This window comes from Streptomyces sp. A18 (assembly GCF_059026065.1).
This window is the reverse complement of sequence record NZ_JBWLKL010000001.1, coordinates 376,114-399,148: the sequence shown is the minus strand read 5'-3', so window position 1 is coordinate 399,148 and position 23,035 is coordinate 376,114. Positions and strand designations below refer to the sequence as shown.

The window sequence follows — 23,035 nt, the reverse complement described above, 5'->3', positions numbered from 1 at the left end:
ATCGGCGAGGAATCGGGGCGGCCATGGAACGGATCGAACTCACCGTGGGACCGATCGAGTACGAGGACACCGGAGGGACGGGCACACCGCTCGTCCTCCTGCACGGCCTCGTCCAGGACGGCAGCGTATGGCGCCACGTCGTCGAGGAACTGGGCGACGAGTTCCGCTGCCTGGTGCCGACCCTTCCGTACGGCAGCCATCGAGTGCCGCTGAAACCGGGCACCGAGCTGACGCCACTGACCATGGCCCGGCTGATCGGCGAGTTCGCCGACGCGCTGGAGCTCGGCGATGACGCGGTGTTCGTCGAGAACGACGCGGGGCGGCTCCAGCAACTGGCGGCCGAGCGGCCCGATCGCGTGGGCCGGATGGTCATCGCGGGCTGCGAGGCCTTCGACAACTACCCGCCGGGCGCGGGCGGCAAGATGCTGGACGTCGCCGCACGCCTCCCCGGAGGCATCGCCTTCCTGATCCGCGTCATGTCCGTACGCGCGATGCGCCGCGTCCCGGGGACGGGATACGCACTGATGGCGCACCGCCCCGTCCCGCACGACCTGACGGACCGCTGGATCGCACCCCTGCGCACGGACCCCGTGGCCCGACAGATCCTGATCCACTATCTGCGCTCGGCGCGCAAGACGGAGATGCTGGAGGCGGCGGAGGCGCTGCGCACGTACGACAGGCCGGCCCTGATCGTCTGGGGCAAGCAGGACAAGATGCTGCCGCCGGCCCACGGCCGCAGGTTCGCCGAACTGCTTCCCAAGAGCCGCCTGGTGGAACTGGACGACTGCCGCACGTTGATCCCGCTGGATCGCCCGGACGCTCTGGCGGCGGCGATCCGGGAGTTCGTGGACGCCACATAGGGGTCGCCGCATGGGGGTCGCCGAACCTCAGCCGCGCCCCTCGAACGACGTCGTGGTGAACGCCGTCTTGTCCCGTGGCGATGTGCCGTCCGTGATCCACCAGTGCGTCGGCTGCTCGCCGTACAGGCCGAAGAGCGTGCCGGTGCCCCAGTTCAGGATCAGTTCCTCCTTGCCGTCGGCGTCGAAGTCGGCGGCGGCGTACGGGCGGGCGTGGCGCCAGCGGGGTGGGGTCTTCTTGCCGTCCGCGCGGGCCGGGCCCTCCCGGAGGATCTTCGTGCGCTTCTCGCCCTCGATCAGCAGCGCGTCCTTGTCCGTGGCGACGAGAATGCCGTCCTTGCCGTCGCCGTCCGGGTCGACCGACGTGTAACCACCGGGCCCGTAGTAGGAGTTGGTGCTGCGCGGGATCTTGTGCGTGATCGGCTCGCCGCCCTTGCCGGGGTAGACCGCGAGCGAGGCGATCACCTCCGGTTCTTCCCCCGTGTCCGGCTCGTTGTTGCGGCTTCCGTCGTCGCCGATGGCCAGATCGCGGGCGCCGTCGCCGTCGTAGTCGCCCCACGCCACCGCGTTGCCCTCGCGCAGCTCGACGGAGGTCCGGGAGAGGCCGCTTCCGGTGCTCGCCGGGTAGAGGATCCCGCCCGTCTGCTCGCCGTCGCTGCCCTCGTGGACGACGAGGCCGGTCGCGCGTGGCTCGCCCGACGGGGCGATGTCGTCCGCTGCGAGCCAACTGCCTTCGCCGGGGCGGGAGTCAGTGCGGGCCGGAGCCCCCGCGCGGGTGAAGGGGCCGTACATCAGGGCCACGGACCCGTCCTGCCGGACCGCGGCGATGTCGTGGTGCCCGTCCCCGTCGAAGTCGCCCCGCACCGGACCGGACAGCCCCTCGTTCGGGACGTCGGCCGGCATCTGGATCCGGGTCGCCTCCGTGCCGGGCTTCGGTCCGCTCGGGCCGCCCCAGTCCACGGTCGGCTGTTCACGCTCCGTCGACCGGTCGGTGGAGACGAAGTCGGGATAGCCGTCGCCGTCCAGGTCGGCGGTGGTGACGAAGCCCGGCGCGTAGTCGTACACGGCGTGGGTCGACGGGTCGAGCCCCTTGGCCGAGCCGAAGACGACGCCGGTCCGGCCGTCTTTGTTCTCGCTGCCGGAGGGAACGGCGATGAGCAGGTCGCGGTGTCCGTCTCCGTTGATGTCGTCCGGGTCCTTGGACCCCTTGCCGTCGGACGGCACCGGGCGGGAGGCCGTCGGAGTCGACACCGGGTTGCCGTCCGGGGAAGGCGACGTGTCCGCCCTCGGCGCGCCCTCGCCGCATCCCGCCGCGAACAGGGCGAGTGCGGCGCACAGGACGAGGGCGCGAGTGCCGGGGACAAGGGTGCGATCTTCCATGTACCCACCCCAACACCGCGCCCTCGCACATCTCCAGGCACGACCGGCGATCGTTGCCCAGTCGTGTCAGGAGAGCCGGGCGCCGTATCGCGAGATGAGGTCCTAGATATCCCGGAACGTCTCGATCTGCGCGCCCACGGAGTTGAGCCGCTCGGCCAGCTCCTCGTACCCCCGGTTGATCACGTACACATTGCGCAGCACGGACGTGCCCTCGGCGGCCATCATCGCGAGCAGCACGACCACCGCGGGCCGCAGAGCGGGCGGGCACATCATCTCGGCGGCGCGCCAGCGGGTCGGCCCCTCCACCAACACCCGGTGCGGGTCCAGGAGTTGCAGGCGTCCGCCGAGGCGGTTCAGGTCGGTCAGATAGATCGCGCGGTTGTCGTAGACCCAGTCGTGGATCAGCGTCTTGCCCTGCGCCGCCGCCGCGATGGCCGCGAAGAAGGGGACGTTGTCGATGTTCAGGCCGGGGAACGGCATCGGGTGGATCTTGTCGATCGGCGCCTCCAGCTTGGAGGGCCGGACGGTGAGGTCGATCAGACGCGTACGGCCGTTGTCGGCGAAGTACTCCGCCGTGCGGTCGTGGTCGAGCCCCATCTCCTCCAGGACCGCGAGCTCGATCTCCAGGAACTCGATCGGGACGCGGTTCACGGTCAGTTCGGACTCCGTGACGACCGCCGCGGCGAGCAGGCTCATCGCCTCGACCGGGTCCTCGGAGGGGGAGTAGTCGACGTCGACGTCGATGGTCGGGACGCCGTGCACCGTGAGGGTCGTCGTGCCGATGCCCTCGACCTTCACGCCGAGCGCCTCAAGGAAGAAGCACAGGTCCTGGACCATGTAGTTCGACGAGGCATTGCGGATGACGGTCGTGCAGTCGCTGCGCGCCGCGGCGAGCAGGGCGTTCTCGGTCACGGTGTCGCCGCGCTCGGTCAGCACGATCGGGCGGTCCGGGACGACGTCACGCGCGACCTCCGCGTGATAGAGCCCCTCGGTCGCCGCGACGTCGAGCCCGAAGCGGCGCAGCGCGATCATGTGCGGCTCGATCGTGCGGGTGCCGAGGTCGCAACCGCCCGCGTACGGCAGCTTGAAGCGGTCCATGTGGTGCAGCAGCGGGCCCAGGAACATGATGATCGAGCGGGTCCGGATGGCGGCCTCCGCGTCGATCGCCTCCATGTCGAACTCGGCGGGTGGCACGATCTCCAGGTCGACCCCGTCATTGATCCAGCGGGTGCGGACGCCGATCGAGCCGAGCACTTCGAGGAGGCGGTAGACCTCCTCGATGCGCGCCACGCGGCGCAGCACCGTGCGTCCCTTGTTGAGCAGGGAGGCGCAGAGCAGCGCCACGCAGGCGTTCTTGCTCGTCTTGACGTCGATGGAGCCGGAGAGCCGGCGGTTGCCGACCACTCGCAGATGCATGGGACCCGCGTACCCGAGCGAGACGATTTCACTGTCGAGAGCCTCGCCGATACGGGCGATCATCTCAAGGCTGATGTTCTGGTTGCCGCGCTCGATGCGGTTCACTGCGCTCTGACTTGTGCTGAGCGCCTCGGCCAGCTGCGACTGCGTCCAGCCCCTGTGCTGGCGGGCGTCGCGGATGAGCTTGCCGATACGTACGAGGTAGTCGTCTGCCATGTTTCGCAGGTTATCTCAGATATGAGATGACGTGCGCGCCGGGGTAGGCCATCCGTGAAACGTCCGATTCGGTACGGAAGTTCCTGTACGTCGCTTCCGTGTTCCTCTGCCTGCGCCGGGTCAGCCGCAACCGCACGAGGCATGCCGCCCGCCGTGCACCGCGGCCTGCGCCGTAGGACGCGGCCCCGCCGCCGCGCGCGTCACCCGGGCGGCGGCAGCGCGCCCGGCCGACGAGTCGGCGTCATGAACCACTGTGCCCCCGGTCAACGTCAGACGCACCTCGGCAGAGCTGATGTCGGCCACCGGACACCGCGTCACATCGCGGTCGAGCAGCACCAGATCGGCCGACTTCCCCCGCTCGACGGTTCCGGTGAGATGCTCCATACGGAGTTGACGCGCCGTGCCGAGGGTGTGCATGAGCAGGGCGGACGAGCGGCTCAGTCCTTCCTGCTCGCGATACAGATCCCCCTGGTCGCCCTCGCCCTCGTTCCCGAACCGGTCGACGGCGGTACGCACCTGGTTCCACACCTGGAGCGGATCGACGGGCCAGTCCGAGCCGCCGGCGAGCCGCGCCCCGTGCCGCTCAAGGCTGCGCGCCGGGTACTGCCAACGGTGACGCGCGGCACCGATGTAGGGCAGCAGGGCATCCATGGTCCAGGTGTTGCGGGTCGCCCACTGGAGCTGCATGCACGGGATGACACCGAGCCGGGCGAAGCGGGGCAGGTCGGCGGGGTCGACGAGTTGGAGATGCGCTGTGGTGTTGCGCAGGCCGCGCGCTCCGGTCGCGCGCAGGGCATACGCGTACCCGTCGAGGGAGGTGCGGACCGCGCGGTCGCCGATGGCGTGCGCGTGCATCTGCCAGCCGTCCTTGTTGAAGGCGGCGGTGAGCCGGCCATAGTCGGCGGCGGACACGTACAGCTCGCCGCGGTGGTCGGTCGGCTTCCCGTTCTCGTCCAGATACGGCTCGAGCAGTGCGGCGGTCTGTGCGGGGTACTCGATGACCCCGTCGAGGAAGACCTTCACCGTGCCGAACCGCAGTCCGCGTACGCCGTCGAACGCCTCCCGCAGTCCGCGCGCGTAGGCGAGGGCGGCGGCCGGGTCCTTCGTCTTGTCGGTGTCGATGCGCAGGGCGGGCACAATGCGCTGCGACAGCTTCCCGCTCTCGGCGAGCGCCTTGTAGAGGCCCAACTCGCCCTTGCCGACGACGGCTTCCATGAAGGTGGTGATCCCCGAAGCGGCGGCCTCGGCGAGGATCTTCGCGGCGGCGGCGACGAGCTGCTCCTGGTCGGGCTCGGGGATGTGCCGGGTGACGAGCGGCTGGGCGTCGTCCTTGAGCACGCCGGACGGCTTGCCGTCCGGGCCCTTGACGACCTTGCCGCCGACGGGATCGGGCGTGGACGCGGTGATGCCCGCGATGTCGAGGGCACGCTGATTGACCCAGATGTTGTGCCCGTCGCCGCCGCGCAGGGCGATCGGACGCCGGGTCGGCAGGGCGTCGAGCAGGGAGTGGTGCGGAGTGGTCCCATGCGGCAGCAGCCCCACAGGGTTCCAGTCCTCCACGACGAGCCACCCGTCGGGCTCCTGATCGGCGGAGTCCTTCAGGAACCCGGTGAGGGTCTTCCGCAGCTCCTCGACGGTCTGCTCGGCACCGGCGAGGGACGGCTTCAGCGAGCGGTTGGCGGCGTCCATGGGGTGGGCGTGCCCGTCATGGATCCCGCTCATGAGGGTCCCGCCGCGCGCGTCGACGACCTCGGTGTCCCGCCCGATGAACCGCTTCAGCGAGGAGTCGCTCCCCACGGCAAGGATCTTCCCGTCCCGCCCGACGGCAACGGCCTGCGCGTGGTCGTGCCGCCGAGTGCCGCTGAAGACGCGGGCGTTGTGCACGACGAGGGACGCGGACCGCCGGGGCGCGGCAGCCGCGGCGGGCGCGCCCACGGCGGTGATCAGCCCGGTGGCGCCGGCGGTGGCGAGCAGTCCGCGCCGGGAGAGGGGGGAGGGGTGTGGAGAGGGCATGGGCGCTCCTGGGTACGGTCGGCCCCGGACACACTGACGATGTGTCGCGGAGTGCTTGGGTGGGTGGGCGGAAGAGATCCGCCGCGAAGCGGCGGCACAAAGACTTGCCGCGTAACCCGTTAACCAGAACCCACCGGCCACGACGGAATCCGTACGATGAGCCCCGTGCCAAGGCCAACCCTCGCCGACATAGCCCGCGCAGCGGAGGTATCGACCGCGACGGTCTCGCACGCCCTGAACGGCACGGGCCGCGTGGGCGACTCGACGCGCCGCCGGGTACGGGAAACCGCCACCGCCCTGGGGTACGGCGCGGCTGCCGGAACAAGAACCATCGGCATCGCCGTCACCACGTACCCCAGAGCCTGGAGCTACACCGAGGTCGCCTACTTCTCCCGGGCGATCACCGCGGCCACCACCGCCGCGCACACCCGCGGCTACGCCCTCACCACGCTTCCCGCCGACCGCGTCACGGAAGACACCTGGCACGGCCTCGCCGTCGACGGAATGCTGATCATGGACAGCCCGCGCGGGGACCCCATGGTCCACGCGCTACGGGCCCGCGGCGTCCCGCTCGTCTTCGACGGCGTCCCCGGCGACCCGCGCCCCGGCGACCACTGGGTCGACAACGACCATGAGGCGACCACCCGCGAGGTCCTCGACCACCTCACCGCCTCCGGCGCGACCCGCGTCGCGCTCCAGGCGGGCGACGGCGACGAGCACTACGCGCGCGTGGTGACCAAGACGTACGTCGCTTGGTGCGCCGAGCACGCGATGTCCCCGCTGGTGGTCCCCTTCGACGCGTACGACGACGAAGGTCACGCCTTCGACGAGGTCCTGGGACGAGAGGTGGTGAGCGGACGGATCGACGCCGTCCACGCCGTCTACGACCCAGGTGGCCGCCAACTCCTCGCCGCCGCGGCCCGGCACGGCCTGCGTGTCCCGGAGGATCTGCTGCTCGTCTGCGCGAGCGAGGACCCCGCGTACGCGGAGACCGAGCCGCCCGTCACCACGGTGACCCTCGACCCGGAGCGCACGGCCCGCGCCGCCGTCGCCCTCCTCGTCGACCTGATCGAGGGCGGCGGCGCGGCGGAGCCGGGCGCGGTCGTCGTTCCGGCAGGGCTCCTCGTGCGCGCGTCGTCACGTGCTCAGACCGCGGCCGGATAGGCGACGTATCCCTCCGCGCCGCCCATGTAGTACGTGGCGGGGTCACCGGCCGCCAACTCCCGGCCCAGGGCGAACCGGTCGACCAGGTCGGGGGTTGGCGATGCAGTGGGTGGCGAAGGACACGGCGTCGGCGAACCCGGCGTCCAGGAGGGCGTTCGCGGACTCCCTGTCGAAGCCGGCCCGCCGCGCGCCCGCCGCCGCGCGGCGGCGACGGTCGCCTCGATGTCCCCTGCGGTCATCGCGTTCTCCTTCGCGGCGTTTACTGTCACGGCGGCTCTGCCGTGAGGGACGCGAAGGTGACGGCGTACGACGGGGAAAGGTGACCGATGAACGGGCAAGAGATGCTCGCGGACCGTTTCGAGGCGCACCGGGGCCATCTGCGGGGTGTCGCCTACCGGATGCTCGGTTCGCTCAGCGATGCCGACGACGCCGTCCAGGAGGCCTGGCTGCGCCTCAGCCGCACCGACGCCGACGAGATCGAGAACCTCACCGGCTGGCTCCGCACGGTCGTGTCCCGCCTCTGCCTCGACATGCTGCGCTCCGCCGCGAAGCGCCACGAGGAACCGGCGGGCGAGCGGTTGCCCGAACGGGTCTCGCAGCCCGGCGAGAGCGGGGACCCGGAGGAGGAGGTGCTCCTCGCCGACTCGGTGGGCCGCGCGCTGCTCGTGGTGCTCGACACGCTGGGACCCGCCGAGCGGGTGGCCTTCGTGCTGCACGACCTGTTCGCCGTGCCCTTCGACCAGATCGCGCCCGTCGTGGAGCGCACCCCGGTCGCCACGAAGAAGCTCGCGAGCCGCGCCCGCCACAAGGTGCGGGTCCCGCCCGAGGCGCTCGCCGCCCCGGTGCTCACGGAGCACCGGCGTGTCGTGGAGACCTTTCTCGCGGCCGCCCGCACCGGTGACCTGGAGGCCCTGCTCACGGTCCTCGCGCCCGACGTCGTCCGCACGGCCGACCTCTCCGCGCTGCCGAAGGGCAACGCCGCGGTGATCCGCGGCGCACGGGCCGTGGCGGACGAGACGGTCCTGCTCAAGCGCAACGCCCGCTTCGCGGAGCCCGCGCTCGTCGGCGGCGCGGTGGGCCTCGTCGTGGCGCCGCGGGGCAGGCTGCTCCTGGCTCTGGTCATCGGCGTCGAGGACGGGCGGGTCGCCGCGTACGAGGTCGTCGCCGACCCCGCGCGGCTGCGGGCGCTCGATGTGGCCGTGCTCGACGAGGTGCCCGGCACGTCCGTAGCGGGCACACCCGAAGGAGGGCATGCCGAACTGTGAGCGGGCGCACTTCGTCGTCACGCCGGGGCATGTACTAGAGTTATCTCGACATCGAGATATCTGCCGAGGCGCACCAGAAGCCGCCACACGGTAAGGGTTACCTAACTAAGCCTTACCTTAGCGGATCGACGAGGAGTCGTGGCGGCAGGATGTGACGGAAACGCGCACATATATGAAGGAGACTGTCGTGTCGGCGAACAGCTTCGACGCCCGCAGCACGCTGCGCGTGGGCGACGAGTCGTACGAGATCTTCAAGCTGGACAAGGTCGAGGGCTCCGAGCGCCTCCCTTACAGCCTGAAGGTGTTGCTGGAGAACCTGCTCCGCACCGAGGACGGCGCGAACATCACCGCCGACCACATCCGTGCGATCGGCTCCTGGGACTCCCAGGCCCAGCCCTCGCAGGAGATCCAGTTCACGCCGGCTCGCGTGATCATGCAGGACTTCACCGGCGTGCCCTGCGTCGTCGACCTCGCCACCATGCGTGAGGCCGTCAAGGAGCTCGGCGGCGACGCGGACAAGGTCAACCCGCTCTCCCCGGCCGAGCTGGTCATCGACCACTCCGTCATCGCCGACAAGTTCGGCACGGCGGACGCCTTCGGCCAGAACGTCGAGCTGGAGTACGGCCGCAACAAGGAGCGCTACCAGTTCCTGCGCTGGGGCCAGACCGCGTTCGACGACTTCAAGGTCGTCCCCCCGGGCACCGGCATCGTCCACCAGGTCAACATCGAGAAGCTGGCCCGCACGGTCATGACCCGAAACGGTCAGGCCTACCCCGACACGCTGGTCGGTACCGACTCGCACACCACGATGGTCAACGGCCTGGGCGTCCTGGGCTGGGGCGTCGGCGGCATCGAGGCCGAGGCCGCGATGCTGGGCCAGCCGGTCTCCATGCTCATCCCGCGCGTCGTCGGCTTCAAGCTGACCGGTGAGCTGCCCGCGGGCACCACCGCCACGGACCTCGTCCTCACGATCACCGAGATGCTGCGCAAGCACGGCGTCGTCGGCAAGTTCGTCGAGTTCTACGGAGAGGGCGTCGCCGCCACCTCCCTCGCCAACCGCGCCACCATCGGCAACATGTCGCCGGAGTTCGGCTCCACCGCCGCGATCTTCCCGATCGACGACGAGACGCTGAAGTACCTCCGCCTGACCGGCCGTGACGCGCAGCAGGTCGCGCTCGTCGAGGCGTACGCCAAGGAGCAGGGCCTCTGGCTCGACCCGGCCGCCGAGCCCGACTTCTCCGAGAAGCTGGAGCTCGACCTCTCCACGGTCGTCCCCTCCATCGCAGGCCCGAAGCGCCCGCAGGACCGCATCGTCCTCGCCAACGCCGCGCAGCAGTTCGCGCTCGACGTACGCAACTACGTCGAGGACGACGACGAGGCGGGCAAGGAGTCCTTCCCGGCCTCCGACGCCCCGGCCTCCTCGAACGGCGTGCCCTCGCGTCCGACCACCGTCACCGCCCCCGACGGATCGACGTACGAGATCGACCACGGCGCCGTCACGGTCGCCGCGATCACGTCCTGCACCAACACCTCGAACCCGTACGTCATGGTCGCCGCCGCGCTCGTCGCGAAGAAGGCCGTGGAGAAGGGCCTGACCCGCAAGCCGTGGGTCAAGACCACCCTCGCCCCGGGCTCCAAGGTCGTCACCGACTACTTCGACAAGGCGGGGCTCACCCCCTACCTCGACAAGGTCGGCTTCAACCTCGTCGGCTACGGCTGCACCACCTGCATCGGCAACTCGGGCCCGCTGCCCGAGGAGGTCTCCAAGGCGGTCAACGACCACGACCTCGCCGTGACCTCGGTGCTCTCCGGCAACCGGAACTTCGAGGGCCGCATCAACCCCGACGTCAAGATGAACTACCTGGCGTCCCCGCCGCTGGTCGTCGCGTACGCCCTCGCGGGGTCGATGAAGGTCGACATCACCAAGGACGCGCTCGGCGCGGACCAGGACGGCAACCCCGTCTACCTGAAGGACATCTGGCCCTCCGAGGCCGAGGTGAACGACGTCGTCGCCAACTCCATCGGCGAGGACATGTTCAACAAGTCCTACCAGGACGTCTTCGCGGGCGACGCCCAGTGGCAGGCGCTCTCGATCCCGACCGGCAACACCTTCGAGTGGGACCCGCAGTCGACGTACGTCCGTAAGCCCCCTTACTTCGAGGGCATGACGATGGAGACCACCCCGGTCTCCGACATCACGGGCGCCCGCGTCCTGGCCAAGCTGGGTGACTCGGTCACCACCGACCACATCTCCCCGGCCGGTGCGATCAAGGCCGACACCCCGGCCGGCAAGTACCTCACGGAGCACGGCGTCGAGCGTCGCGACTTCAACTCCTACGGCTCGCGCCGAGGCAACCACGAGGTCATGATCCGCGGCACGTTCGCCAACATCCGCCTGCGCAACCAGATCGCGCCGGGCACCGAGGGCGGCTTCACCCGCGACTTCACCAAGGAAGACGCCCCCGTCTCCTTCATCTACGACGCCTCGCAGAACTACCAGGCGGCCGGCACCCCCCTCGCGATCCTCGCGGGCAAGGAGTACGGCTCGGGCTCGTCCCGTGACTGGGCCGCCAAGGGCACCGCGCTCCTCGGCGTCAAGGCCGTCATCGCCGAGTCGTACGAGCGCATCCACCGCTCGAACCTCATCGGCATGGGCGTCCTGCCGCTCCAGTTCCCGGAGGGCCTGTCGGCCGAGTCCCTCGGCCTGACCGGCGAGGAGACCTTCTCCTTCACCGGCGTGACCGAGCTGAACGAGGGCCGTACGCCGAGCACGGTGAAGGTCACGACCGACACGGGCGTGGAGTTCGACGCGGTCGTCCGCATCGACACTCCCGGTGAGGCGGACTACTACCGCAACGGCGGCATCATGCAGTACGTGCTGCGCAGCCTGATCCGCAAGTAGGCTTTGCGCACGCAGTAGTTGAGGGCCGCACCCCCGATGTGTCGGGGGTGCGGCCCTCGTGTGTTGTCTGCGGCTCGCGGGGGCTTGTCGCGCCCATGCGGCGGAGCCGCACATGTCACAGCATCGCGTCCCTAAAGGGGCCAGCCGCCGTACGGGGTCGTGATCAGTTCCATGGCGTGCTGCGACGGGTCCAGGAAGTAGACCCCCCGCCCGCCGTCGTTCGTGTTGATCTCGCCCGGCAGCTTCTGGTGCGGGTCCGCCCAGTGGTCGATGCCGCGTGCCCTGATCTTTTCGTACGCCGCCTCGAACTCCGCCTCGGAGATCAGGAACGCGTAGTGCTGCGGGGTGATCTTGTCCGCGGGGATGGTGGCGAAGTCCAGGGTGACGGAGTTGCTCAGTTCCACCGCGATGAACGGGCCCCACTCCGAGGTGATCTTCAGGCTCAGCAGGTCCGTGAAGAACTCGGCGGACTCCCGGTTGTCCCGGGCGTGGATGATCGTGTGGTTCAGCTCGACTGACAAGGAATGCCTCCAGAAGGCATCTCCCGACACCTCCATGCCTCACCCAGCCGGTGACCGACACGCGATGTCGTCGTGGATCTTAGGCACGGCGACATCGCGGTGTCGAGCTATTTCCCGCCGATGACCGGAACGCGGGCCCGGTGGTCCTTGGCGAGGCCGTGGAGCGGGCACGGTTGCCGGGGTTCCCGGGGACACAGGACCCACAGGTCCGACGCCGTCGCCCGGTAGAGCCGGTAAGGGGCGGGCGCGCTCACCTCCTGCTGGGTGAAAGGCGTGACGCCGCCCCCGCCATCCCGCCGGGGATAGGCCTCCAGCGCGCGGTCGATGTCGCTGCCCGACAGCTCGCGCGCCTCCCCGGCCGCGTACACTGCGCGGCCGTGGTACGGCGCGACAGTGGAGTCGAAGACGACGATGCTCACCTGCGGGCGCTCGGCGAGGTGGCGGGAGTGCTCGGCGTCAGTGGCGGAGAGCCAGTAGAACTCCCGGTCGCTTCCCGGGGCGAAGTAGACCGGGGAGGTCCACGGGCGGCCGTCCGGATCGGTCGTGCCCAGGACCAGGTAGAGATTGGCGTCGGTGACGGCCCGCGCATGGGCCACCAGGTCGTCGTCGTGTGTCATGGCGCGAACTCCTTCCCGTCCGGGGCTATCGGCGCACATTGAACCTCAGGTGCAGCACCCCGTCGCCCTGGACGACCACGTGGGGGTCCTCCAGCAGAAGCTGCCCATGGATGCCGGCGAAGTAGCGTTTGCCCGACCCGAACACCACCGGCACCACGTCCATCGCCACCTCGTCCACGAGGCCGGCCGCGAGGATCTGGCTCCCCACATCGCCGGCGTTCACCGCGACGGTCCGCTCCCCGGCGAGCTCCTGGGCCTCGTCGACCGCGGCCCGCACGTCGTCGACGAAATGGTACGAAGCCTCGGGGTGCCAGCCATCGGGTTTGGGCCGGTGGGACACCACGACCACGTGGTCGCCCGCGGGCGGCTGCCCCTCCCAGCCGTTCACCAGGTCGAAGAGGCGGCGGCCCATCACGATCGTGCCGATCGCCTCCCACATCGGCCGGACGTACTCCGCCGACGCTCTTGAGACCTTGAAGCCGCTTCCGGCTCCGGAATGGTCGTAACCCTGGTCGCCGCCTTCGGTGATCGGGGTGTCCCCGTTGAAGTACCAATCATGGAGCGGCCCGACATCGTCGTTCTTGTCGGCGATGAAGCCGTCGAGCGACACCACGTTGTGCATGATGACCGTGCCCACAGGTTCTCCTCGAACTCTCCTCGCGCTGTCGCACCGGATCCTGTCGCAGACCGGAGCCACGGCGCTTGTAAGAAATCAATCGGCGGGCATCGGACCCGCGTCCGGCGGGAAGCCCCGCTCGGCCGGGTACCGGCGCCGCAGGGCCAGGTACTCCGTCGGCGTATGGCCGGTGAAGTCCTTGAACTCCCTGCTGAAATGGGCCCGGTCGAAGTAGCCCGCCGCATGGGCGAGCTCCGACCAGTCGACCGGGCGCAAGGCGTCCACGGAGAGGATCAGCCGCGCGAAGCGGTAGATCCGCGCCACCCGCTTCGGGGTGACCCCGACGTGAGACTTGAACTGCGTGGCCAGGTGGTTGCCGCTCACGCCGGCGGTGTCCGCGAGCGCACCGACCGGGAGCGCGCCGTGGGACGTTGCCAGACGCCCGGCTGTGTGCAGGACCAGCTCGAGACCGCGCGACGGTGTCCCGGCAAGTCGCGATCGCAGCTCCCTCTCCAGCACCCGCAGCGTCTCGGTGGCCGATGCGACGTCGCCGACCTGGTTGCGAATCCGGTCCAAGGACCGTTGCCAGACGGCGTCGACCGGCACCCATCGGTCCCGCAGCTCGATCGCCGGCATGCCGACGAACTGTGAAAGCCCTCAGGGCTTGAAGTGCACCCCGACAAGCCGCACCTGTGCGGGGTACTCGACGAGGAAACGTCTGGTCCATACGCCCATGAACCACCCATCAGTGAACTCGGCCGGCGGCACCGACGGGTCGGAGTCCCACAGGCGGGCGGGGTCACCCAGGTTGAGGAACAGATGCGCCGACGGCATCGGCGGGACATTGATCCGGGTGTGGCGCGGCACCCCGGTCAGGCAGTAGATGTCGTCGATGAACCGGTCGAGCGGCGGGGCGGGCACCCGGCCGACGTATTCCATGGATTCAGTGTGGCCGACGAAGGCTCCGTTCGCGCATCAGCGCCACGCCCGCCGCCGCGACGAGCACCCCGAGCGCGGCCCACCCGAACGCGGCCCGGTAGTCCGCCCCTTGGGCCGTGCCGCCACCGACCACCGCACCCACAAGCACCGCGAGTCCGAGCGAGCCGCCGAGCTGGTCCACCGAGCGCTGGACGCCGGAGGCCGTGCCCGCGTCGTCCTCGGTGACGTCGGAGAGGGCCGCGTTCTGGAGGGAGAGCAGCCCGATGCCCATCCCGGCCGCCACGCCGATCATGCCCGGCAGCACGTCGACCCAGAAGCCGCCCTGGTCCGGCAGCCGCGCCAGCCAGCCGAGCCCGGCCGCCGTGAGGAGCAGGCCGAGTAGCGCGGTGTACCTCGTACCGACCGCTCCGATCAGACGGGACGTCAGGAAGATCGCCGCCAACAGCGCGGCGCAGAACGGCAGGTACGCCGACCCGGCCTGGAGCGGCGAGAGTTCGACGACGTCCTGCATGTAGAGGGTGAGCAGGAAGAAGCTCGTGGAGAGGCCCGCGCTGAGCGGGACCGTCGCCGCGTTCGCGACCGCTCGGGCGCGGTGCGCGAAGAAGGAGAGCGGCACGAGCGGACTCTTCGTACGCGCCTCGACGAGCACGAAGGCGGTCAGGAGCGCCGCTCCGGCGAGCATCGCCGCCACCGAGCCCCGCAGGACGCCGTACACGAGAGTGATGGGGCCGCCCGTCAGGAGCGCGGCGCCGAGCAGGTCGAGCCGACGGCCTGACGCGCGCGGACCGTCCGCCCGCACCAACGTGGGCGTGATCGCGATGACGGCCGCCGCGAGCGGCACGTTGATGCCGAAGATCCAGCGCCAGTCGAGGAGTTGGACGATCACGCCGGAGAGCAGTACGCCGACGACGAGCCCGCCCGCGGAGATCGCGCCCCAGATCCCGAGCGCCTTGGCGCGCTCCTCGGGGCCGGGGAAGAGCAGCGCGATCAGTGACATCGCGGCCGGTGAGGCGAGGGCCTCGCCCGCGCCCTGCGCGAATCGGGCGGCGATCAGCGTCTCCAGGTTCGGCGCGAGCCCCGCCGCGAGCGAGGCGAGTGCGAAGAGCGCGGCGCCGAGCAGGAACATCCCCCGCCTGCCGAGCAGATCGGTGAGCCGCCCGCCGAGCAGCAGCAGGCCGCCGCCGACGAGGGTGTAGCCGGTGACCACCCAGGACAGGGAGGCCGGCCCCGCGTCGAAGCGCTCCCCGATGGCGGGGAGAGCGACGTTCACGACGGTGACGTCGATCGCGATGAGGAACTGGAGGAGGGAGAGAAGGGCGAGCGTGAGCGTGCGCCGGGGAAAGGTGTTCACGTGTACGGCCACTCCAGGTCGGCCCCGGGCCGTCAACCGGCGGGGGCGGAGGAAGACAGGACGCTTCCGTGCCGGACCCGCGGGGCGGGTGGGGCACCTGGAGTTACTTGGTCACGGACACGGCGGCGACTGTAGTCGGCCGGGGGCTTGGGCGCACTCGATTTCCTTGGCGGTGTGTGGTGGTGGTCCGTGGTGGTGTCCGTCGTGGTGGACCGCGGTGGTGGACCGTCGTGGTGATCCGTGGTGGTGGACCGAGGTAGTGGTCCGCGGTGGTGGTGAGGGCCGGGAGCTGCGGCCCCGGGGTGGCGGCCCGACTCCTGCGCATGACGGGCGCATGGGGGCGGAGCTTTGGGTGGCCGGTGGCGTTGGGGGCGACCGGGGCCGCCCGCCTTATCGGAGGTTGGCGGTTCCGGGCCGGGTGTAAAGGGCGCTCCTGCGTCGCGTCGGCTGCGCCGATTCCGCTCCGCTCCACCCTTGACACCCGACCCTCCACCGCAGGTGAACGCCGAGCGGGCGGCCCGGAAAGGGGGCGTATGGGGGAGGTGGATGGGGTGTTCGGTCTCCTGCCATCTGCGGACTGGTTCTTCCGTGGTGGGCGTCACTCGGTGAGGAGACCGCCGTCCGGCAAGCGGGGACCGTCCGGTGGCGGGTGGCGGGTGGCGGGTGGCGGGTGGCGGGTGGCGGGTGGCGGCAGGCGGTGGGTGGTGGGTGGCGGCAGGCGGCAGGCGGCAGGCGGCAGGCGGTGGGTGGTGGGTGGCGGCAGGTGGTCTCGGGGTGTCGGGGTGTCGGGGTGTCGGGTGTTGCCGGGTGCGGGCCGGTCCATGCCCATGCGGGGCTCGGTCACGGAGCGGCGTTCGGTCACGGGGCGGCCCTCGTCGGTCGGCGGGTCGGCCGGTCGGGAACCGCCTGGCGGATGGCCGGAAGCCGGATGGCAGATGGTAGATCGCAGAAAAATTCCACGACACGCCTCCTCATGCTCCAATCCGTGGAAATTTCCAGCAGTTCGCTCCGAATTGGCCTCTCTGATGCCGGAGATGTCCGTTATGGCGAGGTGGAGAGGGTGCCGCGAGGTCACGGCAGTCACACACGTTTCAGTCGTCTCCCCTTTATCGGCGCCTGGCGGGATCGCCTTCCGGGTAGGGGGACCTGCTTCGGTGAAGTAGTTATTGAGATTCGGGCCGCCCCTCGACCGCGTGGCGCGCGACGGGGCCGCCAAGATCCGGTCAGCAAACGCCTGACGAGACCGGCGCCGCCTCCCGGACCAACCGCGCACCCCTTCAGCCTGACGGCATGCCGCGACGAACCAGTCCGCAGACGGCACGACACCCGACACCGCCACCGAAACTTCCCCGCTTGCCGGACGGCCCCCTCACCGCGTGACGCCCACTCCAGAAGAACCAGTCCGCAGGTGGCAGGAGACCGAACAGCCCATCCCCCCATACGTCCCCTTCCTGGCAGCCCGGTCACAAGGCTTCCTGCGGTGGAGGTGGGCCTGTCAAGGGTGGAGCGGAGCGGAATCGGCGCAGCCGACGCGTAGCGCAGCGGAGCGCCCTTTACAGGGCCGCCGGAACCGCCACACTTCGGAGTACCGGGCGGCCCCGGCGAGCATCAAGGCTCCCGGCCAACCCGAAGCTGCCGCCCTTGCGGGCACGCGATGAGCCGGTTGGCCCCGACTCGTCGGTGAAGGGGAAGATACCGACGAGTCGGGGCGCGGCCTGCTGCTGGTTGCAGCCTTGGCCGGCACGTGGGGGGTCATGGAGCGCGACCCCGGCAAAATCGTGTGGTGCGAGTTCGGGCTGAGGACTGAGTCCCGTCAGCCGAGCAGTTCCACCTCCGCCAGCGTCGACGACCCGTCCAGGACCAGGCGGTAGTGCCGGTAAGTGCCGGGATCATCCACGGTGAACGCCCGCGTCTGCTTGTCCCAGGCGAAGGACTGCCCGGACCGCTTGTCCAGCTCCTTCCACTTCTCGCCGTCGATCGAGCCCTGGAGCACCCAGCCCTTCGGCGCCTTCGCTTTGTCGGACGACGACGTCAGGGTGTACTGCACGGCCTTGGTCTCCTTGGCGACCGGCAGCTCCACCGAACCGGACTCCGAAGTGGCGTCCGTGTCCGAGGTGTTGTCGAAGAGCGCGCCGTCACCCTTGATGGCGTCACCGCGCGGCGACGGCACCTTGTCGTCCTGCGTGACGGACGCGGGCTGGGAGTTCTTGCCCGTGCCCCACGCCGACGGCTTCGGACCCATGTCGAACTCCAGGACACCGCCGCGGGCGATCTCCTTGTGGGGGAGTGCGGTTGAGGTCCACTTCTTGCCGTTGACCTTCAGGCCCTGGACGTAGATGTTCTTCGCGCTGTTCTTCGGCGCCTTGACGACCAGGTCGCGTCCGCCGTCCAGGTGCACGGTCATCTTGGTGAACTGCGGGGAGCCGATGGCGTATTCGCCGCTGCCCATGACCAGCGGATAGAAGCCGAGCGAGGAGAAGAGGTACCAGGCCGACTGCTCGCCGTTGTCCTCGTCGCCGTGGTAGCCCTGCCCGATCTCGCTGCCCGTGTAGAGGCGGGAGAGGACCTCGCGGACCTTCTCCTGCGTCTTGGAGGGCTCACCGGCCGCGTCGTACATGTACGCGGCGTGGTGGGCGACCTGGTTGGAGTGCCCGTACATGCCCATGCGTACGTCGCGTGCCTCGGTCATCTCGTGGATCACGCCTCCGTAGGAGCCCGCGAACTCGGCGGACCCGGTCTCCGGAGTGTTGAAGTACGTGTCCAGCTTGTCGCCGAGGCCCTTGCGGCCGCCGTACAGATTGGCGAGGCCGCGCGAGTCCTGGGGAGCGGTGAAGGCGTAGCCCCAGGCGTTCGTCTCCGTGTAGTCGTGGCCCCACACGCGCGGGTCGAACTTCTCGGACGGGACGCGCCACTCGCCCTTCTTGTCCTTGCCCTGGAAGAAGCCCGGGGCGGTTCCGCCGCCTGCCGCCTTGTCGTCGAAGAGCTTCACGTAGTCCTGGGCGCGGTTGAGGAAGTACTCCGACTCCTCCTTGTAGCGCTTCTCGCCCGTCTTCTTGAAGAGGGCCTGGCCCATGCGCGAGATGCCGTAGTCGTTCAGGTATCCCTCAAGGGCCCAGGAGAGGCCCTCGTGGGTCTCGCTGGGGGTGTAGCCGAGGAAGGGAGAGGTCTCCATTCCCTTGCGGCCGACGCCCTTGCTCGGCGGTACGACCGTCGCGTTCTTCACGGCGGCGTCGTACGCGTCCTCGGCGTCGAAGTCCACGCCCTTGACGTACGCGTCGGCGAACGCCACGTCCGACGAGGTGCCCGTCATCAGGTCCGCGTATCCGGGCGAGGACCACCGCGACGTCCAGCCGCCGTCCTTGTACTGCTGGACGAAGCCGTCGACCAGCTCACCCGCCTTATTCGGCGTGAGGAGCGAATAGGCCGGCCAGGTCGTGCGATAGGTGTCCCAGAAGCCGTTGTTCACGTACGGCTTGCCGTCGACGATCTTCGCGCCGGTGTGGGTCGGGGTGTCCGGACCCGTCTGCGGCGAGAAGGGCGAGGCGTACTGGTACTTCGACTTGCCGTCCTTCGTGACCTTCTCGAAGCCCGAGTTCGGGTAGAGGTACAGGCGGTACAGGCTGGAGTAGAGCGTGGTCCGCTGGCCCTCGCTCGCGCCTTCCACCTCGACCTTGCCGAGGATGTCGTCCCAGCTCTTCTGCGCGCGGTCCTTCACGCGGTCGAAGGAGGTGCCGGGCGGGATCTCGCGGTCCAGGTTGGCCTTGGCCTGGTCGAGGCTGATGAGCGAGGTCGCCAGGCGCAGGTTGACCGTGCGGTCCTTGCCGGCCTTGAAGCGCAGGTAGCCGGTGACGTCGCCGCCTCCCCCGCCGTCGAGCTTGCCGCCCGCGGTGACGGGCGAGTCGAAGGTCCCGTACACGAAGAGGCGGGTGGCGCCGGTGGAGAGCCCGGACTTGACGTCCGAGAAGCCGCTGACGATCCCCTTCTCCTCGTCGAGGGTGAGGCCGCCCTTCTCCGAGACGTTGTCGAAGATGACGCTCGCGTCGTCACCGGGATAGGTGAACTTCATCATCGCCGCGTGGTCGGTCGGGGCCATCTCGGCCTTGAGACCGTTCTCGAACGTCACGCCGTAGTAGTGCGGGCGTGCCGTCTCCTTCTCGTGCTTGAAGGGCAGCGCGCGCTTGGTGCGGGACGCCGACGGGGTGTCCTTGTCGACCGACGGCATCATCTGGAACGTCTGCCGGTCACCCATCCACGGGCTCGGCTCGTGGCTCGCGCTGAACGCCTGGATCGTCGGCAGGTTGTCCGCGTTGTTGCCGCGCGCGTAGTCGTAGAGCCAGCTCAGGGAGCCGGCGTTGGTCACCGGCGTCCAGAAGTTGAACCCGTGTGGCACGGCTGTCGCGGGGAAGGTGTTGCCGCGCGAGAACGCGCCGCTGGAGTTGGTGCCGCGGGTGGTGTCCGCGTAGTCCGAGGGGTGGGCCTTCGGCTTCGCCGGGGCCTTCTCCTTCAGGGACACGTCGTCCACCCAGCCGCGGAACTTCGCCGGGCCCTTGGGGGAGTCGTACGCGACGAGCACCCGGTCGACGGTCTTGCCGCGCGCGACCTGCCCGATCCGCGCCTCCACGTTGTTCCACTGGTTGACGTAGAGACCCTTCGCGGCGCCCTGACCCTGCGGGGTCAGCGGGAAGCCGTGCTGGTCCATGGCCTTGAGGTCACTCAGATAGGTGCCGTCGGTGAAGGCCAGGTCCATGGACACGTTCGTGGCGTCGTAGTCGAGGTCGCCCTCCGCCATGGACGGGAAGACGCGGTACGACAGCTCGGTGTCGCGCCGCACCGCGACGTTCACGTCGAAGACCTTGTTGTACGAGTAGCCGCGGTCGTCCACCTTGTGGGTGCCCGCGTAGCGCAGCGCACGCTTTCCGGTGAACCCGGCGCCCGACTTCGCGGTCGGGGAGCCGCTGGGGCCGCGGTCCACCAGGGAGAGCATGTCCTCGGGCGCGGGTGTCTCGCTGCCGCCGACGGAGAGCTGGACGTCGGAGAGCTGGAGGGCGTCGGACGCGCCGTTGTTGGCGGTGACCTCCAGGCGGTAGTGCGCGTACGCGGTGGAGTTCTCGAAGTCGTACTTCTTGGTCTGGTGACGCTTGTCGAACGCCTCGCCCTTGCGGGTGTCGAGGACCTTCCAGTCCTTGCCGTCCGTGGAGCCCTGGAGGGTCCAGTCCTTGGGGTCGCGCTCGTCGTGGTCGTTCGCCGATGTGAGTGCGTACGTCACGGCCTTGGCGGGCTCGTCGAGGTCGAACTCGACCCAGCCGGTCGCCGCGAAGGTGAGCCACTTGCTGGTGGGCTCACCGTCGATCAGGTTCTCCTTGACCTCGCCGCTGCCGGAGTTCTCGCCGCTGGCGCGGACCTCCGTGACGTGGTCGTTCACACTTCCGGGTATTCCTGAACTGAACGCGCCGTTGACGCCGGCGGTCCGCTTCTTGCCGTCGGGGCCGGTCTCCACGGTGTTCAGCCAGTCGGGCTGGGCTTCGCCCTCCTCGAAGGAGGAGACGAACTCCTTGTCGACCTTGGGCGGTTCCTCCGGCTTGGCGACGGCTGCGCCCTGCGCCGTCACGACCAGCGTGAACGCGGCCGCTCCGAGGACCGCGGCCGAACGGTGGTGTCTGAAGCGAGGTCTGCGTGATCTGTGCGGCATCCCCGAGCCCCTCCCTGAGAGTTGGACAACGTTGTCACATGGCTGCGCAAGGTCCAGTAGGGCGCCAAGTGGCGGGTGGTGTCAAGGCTGTTGGAAGGGTCGGCGGGAGTGGGAAGGGAACGGTGGCGTCCGGGGGGTCAGGGGGAAAGTCCAAGGGGAGTGAGGGGAAAGTCCAACGAGGAGCAAGGAAGGGGGAGGCAAGATCGGTGGGCGAGGCGGTGGGTGTCAAACACCCGCAAACCTCAAGGAAACACCGTCGACACGTCGGGTCGGATTTGCTCACGCCGTGAACGAACCAGTCCACATCTCCGCGAGGTCTCAACTCGGGAAAGACTGCTGGCCGAAGCTGCATTCGATCTTGCTCTGCTGCCGAGAAGTGGACTATACCTATCGGCACCCTGAGTGGCGGGTGCGAGCCCTTGCCATGTAGTTGTCGCACGTTCAGATACACCAAAGCTTCAACTGACCCGCGGTGTCGGGCCCTTCGCCTTCGGCGAGCTGTCGGGAGCCCCGTACGCCGCCTGAGTCCTGGAAGGCGAGGGCTTGAGCATGGGATCCACCAGCATCAACCGTCGTGACGTGATGAAGAGGGCGGCGGCCACCAGCCTTCTCGCGGTACCGGCCGTGGGCGCCCTCAGCTCCTGCGCGAGCGGTGGCGGGGAAGAGAGCAAGGCCGAAAAGGGCGAGAAGTCCAAGAAGAACCCGCTCGGCGTGAAGGAAGACGCCGGGCTCGCCGTGGTCGTCTTCAACGGCGGTTACGGCGACAAGTACGCCCAGTTCGTGACCGACATGTACAAGAAGCGGTACCCGGACTCCGAGGCCGGCCAGAAGTCGACGACGAAGGTCGCCACTCAGGTGCAGCCGAAGATCGTCCGCGGCAACCCGACGGCCGACGTCATCAACAACTCCGGCGCCGACCAGATGAACCCCGGCAAGCTGGTCTCCAACAAGCAGGTGGCGGACCTCACCGAGCTGCTCGACGCGCCGTCGTGGGACGACCCGAGCGTGAAGGTGCGCGACATCCTCGCTCCGGCCGTCGAGGCGAGCGGCAATTTCGGTGGCTCGGGCACCTTCCAGGCCGGCATCTCGCTGACGGTCTACGGCACCTACTACTCCAAGAAGCTCCTTGAGGAGGGCCTGGATTCCGCGTACCCGAAGACGTGGGACGAGATGCTGGCCGTCTGCAAGAAGGCGAAGGCCAAGGGCATCCACGGCTGGAGCTACCCGGGCGGGCACCCGCGGTACATGTTCTTCAGCATGTACACCATGTTCGCCCAGCGCGGCGGGCGTGAGATCGCCACGGCCATGGACTACCTCGAGCCGGGCGCCTGGAAGAACGACGCGGTCAAGGACGTCTTCGAGGCCTGGGAGGAACTGGTCGCCAAGAAGTACGTCCTCACCGGCTTCGACGGCACCGAGGCGCACACCGAGATGCAGACAGCCTGGACCAAGGGCGGCAAGTGCGTCTTCGTGCCCAACGGCTCCTGGGTGGAGAACGAGGCCAAGGACACCACCCCGAAGGACTTCGGGATGTCGTTCGGCCCGAGCCCGTCACTGGACTCGGGCGACAAGATGCCGTTCGGCACGATCAACGCGCCGGCCGGTGAGTTCTACGTCGTCCCCGAGAAGGCGCAGAACCGGCAGGGCGGCCTGGAGTGGTTGCGGGCGATGTACAGCAGGGAGGCCGCCCTGAACAACTTCAAGGAGCTCTCCGCCCTCCCGGTGGTCAAGGGAGCCATCGACGGACAGAAGCTGCCGTCGGGTGTGGCCAGCGTGCAGAAGGCGATCGAGGCCGCCGGCGACAACGTCGTCATCGCGAAGCACATGGACTGGTACAACGAGCTGTTCCGCGAGGACTTCAACGACATGATCGCCAAGTTCATGCTGGGACAGATCGGTACCAAGCAGGCCATGGACATCATGGAGAAGGCCGGGGCCCGGATCCTCAAGGACCCTGACGTCGTCAAGGTCAAGAAGTCCTGATCAGCGGCGGATCGACCGAGTACGTGGGCACGTGAGCGAGGCGGGGCGGAGTGGCGTGAAGACTGACACCCGGGTGGACGGTTCCCCACCCTCGAAGAAGGCACCG

The 23,035-nt window shown here is 69.2% G+C and carries 17 protein-coding genes and 1 pseudogene; 6 read left to right on the top strand and 12 right to left on the bottom strand.

What is annotated here, in order from left to right:
• Positions 1-23: 23 nt before the first annotated feature.
• Positions 24-860 (top strand): alpha/beta fold hydrolase, encoded by an 837-nt coding sequence (locus tag AC5P1C_RS01800; protein ID WP_493863841.1) that lies wholly within the window; start codon positions 24-26, stop codon positions 858-860.
• 27 nt (positions 861-887) lie between these two features.
• Here the strand turns inward: AC5P1C_RS01800 and AC5P1C_RS01795 are convergent, their stop codons facing one another.
• The 3 genes from AC5P1C_RS01795 to AC5P1C_RS01785 all read right to left on the bottom strand — a co-directional run bounded on the left by AC5P1C_RS01795 (position 888) and on the right by AC5P1C_RS01785 (position 5,882).
• Entirely contained in the window at positions 888-2,237 is a 1,350-nt protein-coding gene (locus AC5P1C_RS01795; protein WP_493863840.1) for an FG-GAP repeat domain-containing protein, read from the bottom strand.
• A gap of 102 nt (positions 2,238-2,339) precedes the next feature.
• Positions 2,340-3,869, bottom strand: coding sequence for a helix-turn-helix domain-containing protein (locus AC5P1C_RS01790; protein ID WP_493863839.1), 1,530 nt, complete (start codon positions 3,867-3,869; stop codon positions 2,340-2,342).
• A 120-nt stretch (positions 3,870-3,989) separates the two neighbouring features.
• On the bottom strand, positions 3,990-5,882 hold the full coding sequence (locus AC5P1C_RS01785) for an amidohydrolase (RefSeq protein ID WP_493863838.1): 1,893 nt from the start codon (positions 5,880-5,882) through the stop codon (positions 3,990-3,992).
• A 156-nt stretch (positions 5,883-6,038) separates the two neighbouring features.
• Here AC5P1C_RS01785 and AC5P1C_RS01780 point away from each other — a divergent pair, with 156 nt between their 5' ends.
• Complete coding sequence (locus AC5P1C_RS01780; RefSeq protein ID WP_493863837.1) at positions 6,039-7,046, top strand: LacI family DNA-binding transcriptional regulator; 1,008 nt, start codon at positions 6,039-6,041, stop codon at positions 7,044-7,046.
• Here AC5P1C_RS01780 and AC5P1C_RS01775 read toward each other — a convergent pair.
• The gene (locus AC5P1C_RS01775) at positions 7,028-7,285 is read right to left on the bottom strand and encodes a hypothetical protein (protein WP_493863836.1); all 258 of its coding nucleotides are present in this window, start codon (positions 7,283-7,285) and stop codon (positions 7,028-7,030) included. The two genes, AC5P1C_RS01780 and AC5P1C_RS01775, sit on opposite strands and share 19 nt — an antisense overlap.
• A gap of 87 nt (positions 7,286-7,372) precedes the next feature.
• Here AC5P1C_RS01775 and AC5P1C_RS01770 point away from each other — a divergent pair, with 87 nt between their 5' ends.
• Both AC5P1C_RS01770 and acnA read left to right on the top strand, forming a co-directional pair.
• On the top strand, positions 7,373-8,311 hold the full coding sequence (locus tag AC5P1C_RS01770; protein ID WP_493863835.1) for a sigma-70 family RNA polymerase sigma factor: 939 nt from the start codon (positions 7,373-7,375) through the stop codon (positions 8,309-8,311).
• A 187-nt stretch (positions 8,312-8,498) separates the two neighbouring features.
• Positions 8,499-11,213 (top strand): aconitate hydratase AcnA, encoded by a 2,715-nt coding sequence (gene acnA, locus AC5P1C_RS01765; RefSeq protein WP_493863834.1) that lies wholly within the window; start codon positions 8,499-8,501, stop codon positions 11,211-11,213.
• A gap of 131 nt (positions 11,214-11,344) precedes the next feature.
• Here the strand turns inward: acnA and AC5P1C_RS01760 are convergent, their stop codons facing one another.
• From AC5P1C_RS01760 to AC5P1C_RS01730, 7 genes are all read right to left on the bottom strand, one after another.
• Positions 11,345-11,734, bottom strand: a complete 390-nt coding sequence (locus tag AC5P1C_RS01760; protein WP_493863833.1) for a VOC family protein — start codon at positions 11,732-11,734, stop codon at positions 11,345-11,347.
• Positions 11,735-11,841: 107 nt separating this feature from the next.
• Positions 11,842-12,351: a pyridoxamine 5'-phosphate oxidase family protein gene (locus tag AC5P1C_RS01755; RefSeq protein WP_493863832.1), complete on the bottom strand. Its 510-nt coding sequence runs from the start codon at positions 12,349-12,351 to the stop codon at positions 11,842-11,844.
• Positions 12,352-12,376: 25 nt separating this feature from the next.
• Positions 12,377-12,988: a dihydrofolate reductase family protein gene (locus tag AC5P1C_RS01750; RefSeq protein ID WP_493863831.1), complete on the bottom strand. Its 612-nt coding sequence runs from the start codon at positions 12,986-12,988 to the stop codon at positions 12,377-12,379.
• Between the two features lie 75 nt (positions 12,989-13,063).
• Positions 13,064-13,603, bottom strand: coding sequence for a helix-turn-helix domain-containing protein (locus tag AC5P1C_RS01745; protein ID WP_493863830.1), 540 nt, complete (start codon positions 13,601-13,603; stop codon positions 13,064-13,066).
• A 21-nt stretch (positions 13,604-13,624) separates the two neighbouring features.
• Positions 13,625-13,906, bottom strand: coding sequence for a DUF6597 domain-containing transcriptional factor (locus AC5P1C_RS01740; RefSeq protein WP_493863829.1), 282 nt, complete (start codon positions 13,904-13,906; stop codon positions 13,625-13,627).
• A gap of 4 nt (positions 13,907-13,910) precedes the next feature.
• A complete protein-coding gene (locus AC5P1C_RS01735) occupies positions 13,911-15,257 on the bottom strand; it encodes an MFS transporter (RefSeq protein ID WP_493863828.1) in 1,347 nt (448 codons plus the stop codon).
• 598 nt (positions 15,258-15,855) lie between these two features.
• Positions 15,856-16,119, bottom strand: a complete 264-nt coding sequence (locus AC5P1C_RS01730; RefSeq protein WP_493863827.1) for a hypothetical protein — start codon at positions 16,117-16,119, stop codon at positions 15,856-15,858.
• A gap of 835 nt (positions 16,120-16,954) precedes the next feature.
• Here AC5P1C_RS01730 and AC5P1C_RS01725 point away from each other — a divergent pair.
• Positions 16,955-17,128, top strand: a pseudogene (locus AC5P1C_RS01725) (ATP-binding protein); the annotation flags it as partial.
• On the opposite strand, the gene AC5P1C_RS01720 reads toward AC5P1C_RS01725, so the two are convergent.
• Complete coding sequence (locus tag AC5P1C_RS01720) at positions 17,071-20,946, bottom strand: GH92 family glycosyl hydrolase (RefSeq protein WP_493863826.1); 3,876 nt, start codon at positions 20,944-20,946, stop codon at positions 17,071-17,073. The pseudogene AC5P1C_RS01725 and the gene AC5P1C_RS01720 overlap by 58 nt on opposite strands.
• Positions 20,947-21,495: 549 nt before the next feature.
• Here AC5P1C_RS01720 and ngcE point away from each other — a divergent pair.
• On the top strand, positions 21,496-22,929 hold the full coding sequence (gene ngcE / locus AC5P1C_RS01715) for an N-acetylglucosamine/diacetylchitobiose ABC transporter substrate-binding protein (RefSeq protein WP_493863825.1): 1,434 nt from the start codon (positions 21,496-21,498) through the stop codon (positions 22,927-22,929).
• The last annotated feature ends 106 nt before the right edge of the window (positions 22,930-23,035 follow it).

Coding starts and splice junctions, on each gene's coding strand:
- AC5P1C_RS01800 (WP_493863841.1), top strand. CDS start 24: ATGGAACGGATCGAACTCACCGTGGGACCGATCGAGTACGAGGACACC.
- AC5P1C_RS01795 (WP_493863840.1), bottom strand. CDS start 2,237: ATGGAAGATCGCACCCTTGTCCCCGGCACTCGCGCCCTCGTCCTGTGC.
- AC5P1C_RS01790 (WP_493863839.1), bottom strand. CDS start 3,869: ATGGCAGACGACTACCTCGTACGTATCGGCAAGCTCATCCGCGACGCC.
- AC5P1C_RS01785 (WP_493863838.1), bottom strand. CDS start 5,882: ATGCCCTCTCCACACCCCTCCCCCCTCTCCCGGCGCGGACTGCTCGCC.
- AC5P1C_RS01780 (WP_493863837.1), top strand. CDS start 6,039: ATGAGCCCCGTGCCAAGGCCAACCCTCGCCGACATAGCCCGCGCAGCG.
- AC5P1C_RS01775 (WP_493863836.1), bottom strand. CDS start 7,285: ATGACCGCAGGGGACATCGAGGCGACCGTCGCCGCCGCGCGGCGGCGG.
- AC5P1C_RS01770 (WP_493863835.1), top strand. CDS start 7,373: ATGAACGGGCAAGAGATGCTCGCGGACCGTTTCGAGGCGCACCGGGGC.
- AC5P1C_RS01755 (WP_493863832.1), bottom strand. CDS start 12,351: ATGACACACGACGACGACCTGGTGGCCCATGCGCGGGCCGTCACCGAC.
- AC5P1C_RS01745 (WP_493863830.1), bottom strand. CDS start 13,603: ATGCCGGCGATCGAGCTGCGGGACCGATGGGTGCCGGTCGACGCCGTC.
- AC5P1C_RS01740 (WP_493863829.1), bottom strand. CDS start 13,906: ATGGAATACGTCGGCCGGGTGCCCGCCCCGCCGCTCGACCGGTTCATC.
- AC5P1C_RS01720 (WP_493863826.1), bottom strand. CDS start 20,946: ATGCCGCACAGATCACGCAGACCTCGCTTCAGACACCACCGTTCGGCC.
- ngcE (WP_493863825.1), top strand. CDS start 21,496: ATGGGATCCACCAGCATCAACCGTCGTGACGTGATGAAGAGGGCGGCG.